The organism is Pseudomonas sp. G5001, assembly GCF_013385475.1.
GTDB lineage: Bacteria > Pseudomonadota > Gammaproteobacteria > Pseudomonadales > Pseudomonadaceae > Aquipseudomonas.
In genome coordinates this window covers 1-5,634 of sequence record NZ_JACAPZ010000025.1, presented here as the reverse complement: position 1 = coordinate 5,634, position 5,634 = coordinate 1, and the positions used below count along the sequence as shown (strand labels likewise).

Here is a 5,634-nt window from a genome sequence, read left to right as displayed (position 1 = left end):
CAGTGTTGTTTGGCCCTATTAACGGTTCGATCTTCTCGGTCGAAAGCGGAGAAAAAGAGGTGTTGACAGCAGCGTGTAACGCTGTAGAATTCGCCTCCCGCTAACGAGAGATCGGAAGCGCAAGTGGTTGAAGTTACAAAGGAAACTTTGAAAACTTCTGAAAATAATCACTTGACAGCAAATGAGGCTGCTGTAGAATGCGCGCCTCGGTTGAGACGAAAGATCTTAACCAACCGCTCTTTAACAACTGAATCAAGCAATTCGTGTGGGTGCTTGTGGAGTCAGACTGATAGTCAACAAGATTATCAGCATCACAAGTTACTCCGCGAGAAATCAAAGATGTAACCAACGATTGCTGAGCCAAGTTTAGGGTTTCTTAAAAACCCAAAGATGTTTGAACTGAAGAGTTTGATCATGGCTCAGATTGAACGCTGGCGGCAGGCCTAACACATGCAAGTCGAGCGGTAGAGAGAAGCTTGCTTCTCTTGAGAGCGGCGGACGGGTGAGTAATGCCTAGGAATCTGCCTGGTAGTGGGGGATAACGTCCGGAAACGGACGCTAATACCGCATACGTCCTACGGGAGAAAGCAGGGGACCTTCGGGCCTTGCGCTATCAGATGAGCCTAGGTCGGATTAGCTAGTTGGTGGGGTAATGGCTCACCAAGGCGACGATCCGTAACTGGTCTGAGAGGATGATCAGTCACACTGGAACTGAGACACGGTCCAGACTCCTACGGGAGGCAGCAGTGGGGAATATTGGACAATGGGCGAAAGCCTGATCCAGCCATGCCGCGTGTGTGAAGAAGGTCTTCGGATTGTAAAGCACTTTAAGTTGGGAGGAAGGGCAGTAAATTAATACTTTGCTGTTTTGACGTTACCGACAGAATAAGCACCGGCTAACTCTGTGCCAGCAGCCGCGGTAATACAGAGGGTGCAAGCGTTAATCGGAATTACTGGGCGTAAAGCGCGCGTAGGTGGTTCGTTAAGTTGGATGTGAAATCCCCGGGCTCAACCTGGGAACTGCATTCAAAACTGACGAGCTAGAGTATGGTAGAGGGTGGTGGAATTTCCTGTGTAGCGGTGAAATGCGTAGATATAGGAAGGAACACCAGTGGCGAAGGCGACCACCTGGACTGATACTGACACTGAGGTGCGAAAGCGTGGGGAGCAAACAGGATTAGATACCCTGGTAGTCCACGCCGTAAACGATGTCAACTAGCCGTTGGGAGCCTTGAGCTCTTAGTGGCGCAGCTAACGCATTAAGTTGACCGCCTGGGGAGTACGGCCGCAAGGTTAAAACTCAAATGAATTGACGGGGGCCCGCACAAGCGGTGGAGCATGTGGTTTAATTCGAAGCAACGCGAAGAACCTTACCAGGCCTTGACATCCAATGAACTTTCTAGAGATAGATTGGTGCCTTCGGGAACATTGAGACAGGTGCTGCATGGCTGTCGTCAGCTCGTGTCGTGAGATGTTGGGTTAAGTCCCGTAACGAGCGCAACCCTTGTCCTTAGTTACCAGCACGTTATGGTGGGCACTCTAAGGAGACTGCCGGTGACAAACCGGAGGAAGGTGGGGATGACGTCAAGTCATCATGGCCCTTACGGCCTGGGCTACACACGTGCTACAATGGTCGGTACAGAGGGTTGCCAAGCCGCGAGGTGGAGCTAATCCCAGAAAACCGATCGTAGTCCGGATCGCAGTCTGCAACTCGACTGCGTGAAGTCGGAATCGCTAGTAATCGCGAATCAGAATGTCGCGGTGAATACGTTCCCGGGCCTTGTACACACCGCCCGTCACACCATGGGAGTGGGTTGCACCAGAAGTAGCTAGTCTAACCTTCGGGGGGACGGTTACCACGGTGTGATTCATGACTGGGGTGAAGTCGTAACAAGGTAGCCGTAGGGGAACCTGCGGCTGGATCACCTCCTTAATCGACGACATCAGCTGCTCCATAAGTTCCCACACGAATTGCTTGATTCATTGAAGAAGACGATAGAAGCAGCTTTAAGCTCCAAGCTGATAGCTCTTAGCTAATCAGTTACGCGCTCGAAATTGGGTCTGTAGCTCAGTTGGTTAGAGCGCACCCCTGATAAGGGTGAGGTCGGCAGTTCGAATCTGCCCAGACCCACCAATTTTGTTATGGGGCCATAGCTCAGCTGGGAGAGCGCCTGCCTTGCACGCAGGAGGTCAACGGTTCGATCCCGTTTGGCTCCACCATTAACTGTTTCTACTGTTAGAGTTTAGAAATGAATATTCGCTAATGAATATTGATTTCTAGTCTTTGATTAGATCGTTCTTTAAAAATTTGGGTATGTGATAGAAAGATAGACTGAACGTTACTTTCACTGGTAACGGATCAGGCTAAGGTAAAATTTGTAAGTAATTGCGAATTTTCGGCGAATGTCGTCTTCACAGTATAACCAGATTGCTTGGGGTTATATGGTCAAGTGAAGAAGCGCATACGGTGGATGCCTTGGCAGTCAGAGGCGATGAAAGACGTGGTAGCCTGCGAAAAGCTTCGGGGAGTCGGCAAACAGACTTTGATCCGGAGATGTCTGAATGGGGGAACCCAGCCATCATAAGATGGTTACCTTACACTGAATACATAGGTGTATGGAGCGAACCAGGGGAACTGAAACATCTAAGTACCCTGAGGAAAAGAAATCAACCGAGATTCCCTTAGTAGTGGCGAGCGAACGGGGACTAGCCCTTAAGTGGCTTTGAGATTAGCGGAACGCTCTGGAAAGTGCGGCCATAGTGGGTGATAGCCCTGTACGCGAAAATCTCTTAGTCATGAAATCGAGTAGGACGGAGCACGAGAAACTTTGTCTGAATATGGGGGGACCATCCTCCAAGGCTAAATACTACTGACTGACCGATAGTGAACTAGTACCGTGAGGGAAAGGCGAAAAGAACCCCGGAGAGGGGAGTGAAATAGATCCTGAAACCGTATGCGTACAAGCAGTGGGAGCAGACTTTGTTCTGTGACTGCGTACCTTTTGTATAATGGGTCAGCGACTTATTTTCAGTGGCGAGCTTAACCGAATAGGGGAGGCGTAGCGAAAGCGAGTCTTAATAGGGCGTCTAGTCGCTGGGAATAGACCCGAAACCGGGCGATCTATCCATGGGCAGGTTGAAGGTTGGGTAACACTAACTGGAGGACCGAACCGACTACCGTTGAAAAGTTAGCGGATGACCTGTGGATCGGAGTGAAAGGCTAATCAAGCTCGGAGATAGCTGGTTCTCCTCGAAAGCTATTTAGGTAGCGCCTCATGTATCACTGTAGGGGGTAGAGCACTGTTTCGGCTAGGGGGTCATCCCGACTTACCAAACCGATGCAAACTCCGAATACCTACAAGTGCCGAGCATGGGAGACACACGGCGGGTGCTAACGTCCGTCGTGAAAAGGGAAACAACCCAGACCGTCAGCTAAGGTCCCAAAGTTATGGTTAAGTGGGAAACGATGTGGGAAGGCTTAGACAGCTAGGAGGTTGGCTTAGAAGCAGCCACCCTTTAAAGAAAGCGTAATAGCTCACTAGTCGAGTCGGCCTGCGCGGAAGATGTAACGGGGCTCAAACCATACACCGAAGCTACGGGTATCACCTTCGGGTGATGCGGTAGAGGAGCGTTCTGTAAGCCTGTGAAGGTGAGTTGAGAAGCTTGCTGGAGGTATCAGAAGTGCGAATGCTGACATGAGTAACGATAATGGGTGTGAAAAACACCCACGCCGAAAGACCAAGGTTTCCTGCGCAACGTTAATCGACGCAGGGTTAGTCGGTCCCTAAGGCGAGGCTGAAAAGCGTAGTCGATGGAAAACAGGTTAATATTCCTGTACTTCTGGTTATTGCGATGGAGGGACGGAGAAGGCTAGGCCAGCTTGGCGTTGGTTGTCCAAGTTTAAGGTGGTAGGCTGGAATCTTAGGTAAATCCGGGATTCTAAGGCCGAGAGCTGATGACGAGTTATCTTTTAGATGACGAAGTGGTTGATGCCATGCTTCCAAGAAAAGCTTCTAAGCTTCAGATAACCAGGAACCGTACCCCAAACCGACACAGGTGGTTGGGTAGAGAATACCAAGGCGCTTGAGAGAACTCGGGTGAAGGAACTAGGCAAAATGGCACCGTAACTTCGGGAGAAGGTGCGCCGGTGAGGGTGAAGGACTTGCTCCGTAAGCTCATGCCGGTCGAAGATACCAGGCCGCTGCGACTGTTTATTAAAAACACAGCACTCTGCAAACACGAAAGTGGACGTATAGGGTGTGACGCCTGCCCGGTGCCGGAAGGTTAATTGATGGGGTTAGCTAACGCGAAGCTCTTGATCGAAGCCCCGGTAAACGGCGGCCGTAACTATAACGGTCCTAAGGTAGCGAAATTCCTTGTCGGGTAAGTTCCGACCTGCACGAATGGCGTAACGATGGCGGCGCTGTCTCCACCCGAGACTCAGTGAAATTGAAATCGCTGTGAAGATGCAGTGTATCCGCGGCTAGACGGAAAGACCCCGTGAACCTTTACTATAGCTTTGCACTGGACTTTGAATTTGCTTGTGTAGGATAGGTGGGAGGCTTTGAAGCGTGGACGCCAGTTCGCGTGGAGCCAACCTTGAAATACCACCCTGGCAACTTTGAGGTTCTAACTCAGGTCCGTTATCCGGATCGAGGACAGTGTATGGTGGGTAGTTTGACTGGGGCGGTCTCCTCCTAAAGAGTAACGGAGGAGTACGAAGGTGCGCTCAGACCGGTCGGAAATCGGTCGTAGAGTATAAAGGCAAAAGCGCGCTTGACTGCGAGACAGACACGTCGAGCAGGTACGAAAGTAGGTCTTAGTGATCCGGTGGTTCTGTATGGAAGGGCCATCGCTCAACGGATAAAAGGTACTCCGGGGATAACAGGCTGATACCGCCCAAGAGTTCATATCGACGGCGGTGTTTGGCACCTCGATGTCGGCTCATCACATCCTGGGGCTGAAGCCGGTCCCAAGGGTATGGCTGTTCGCCATTTAAAGTGGTACGCGAGCTGGGTTTAGAACGTCGTGAGACAGTTCGGTCCCTATCTGCCGTGGACGTTTGAGATTTGAGAGGGGCTGCTCCTAGTACGAGAGGACCGGAGTGGACGAACCTCTGGTGTTCCGGTTGTCACGCCAGTGGCATTGCCGGGTAGCTATGTTCGGAATAGATAACCGCTGAAAGCATCTAAGCGGGAAACTAGCCTCAAGATGAGATCTCACTGGAACCTTGAGTTCCCTGAAGGGCCGTCGAAGACTACGACGTTGATAGGTTGGGTGTGTAAGCGCTGTGAGGCGTTGAGCTAACCAATACTAATTGCCCGTGAGGCTTGACCATATAACACCCAAGCAATTTGCGTCGAAGAGACCAGATTGCGGTGTGTGAAGACGAAACGAACCGAAAGTTCGAGATCTTGCAAAACACCGAAAGCTATCACATACCCAATTTGCTGAAGCGAGGCCAGCTGGCCGCGACTCAGTACCCGAATTTCTTGACGACCATAGAGCATTGGAACCACCTGATCCCATCCCGAACTCAGCAGTGAAACGATGCATCGCCGATGGTAGTGTGGGGTTTCCCCATGTGAGAGTAGGTCATCGTCAAGATTAAATTCCAGAACCCCTGATTGCTTA

Annotated in this window: 2 tRNA genes and 3 rRNA genes; all 5 read left to right on the top strand. The window is 50.9% G+C overall.

From position 1 onward, the window contains the following. Positions 1-396 precede the first annotated feature (396 nt). Positions 397-1,933 (top strand): 16S ribosomal RNA (locus HX805_RS20295). 124 nt (positions 1,934-2,057) lie between these two features. After that, positions 2,058-2,134 (top strand) — tRNA-Ile (locus HX805_RS20290). Positions 2,135-2,144: 10 nt separating this feature from the next. Next, positions 2,145-2,220, top strand: a tRNA-Ala gene (locus HX805_RS20285). A 224-nt stretch (positions 2,221-2,444) separates the two neighbouring features. Then, positions 2,445-5,338 (top strand): 23S ribosomal RNA (locus HX805_RS20280). 153 nt (positions 5,339-5,491) lie between these two features. Continuing rightward, a 5S ribosomal RNA gene (rrf, locus tag HX805_RS20275) occupies positions 5,492-5,607 on the top strand. Together the 16S, 23S and 5S rRNA genes with 2 tRNA genes alongside form the textbook arrangement of a ribosomal RNA operon. The last annotated feature ends 27 nt before the right edge of the window (positions 5,608-5,634 follow it).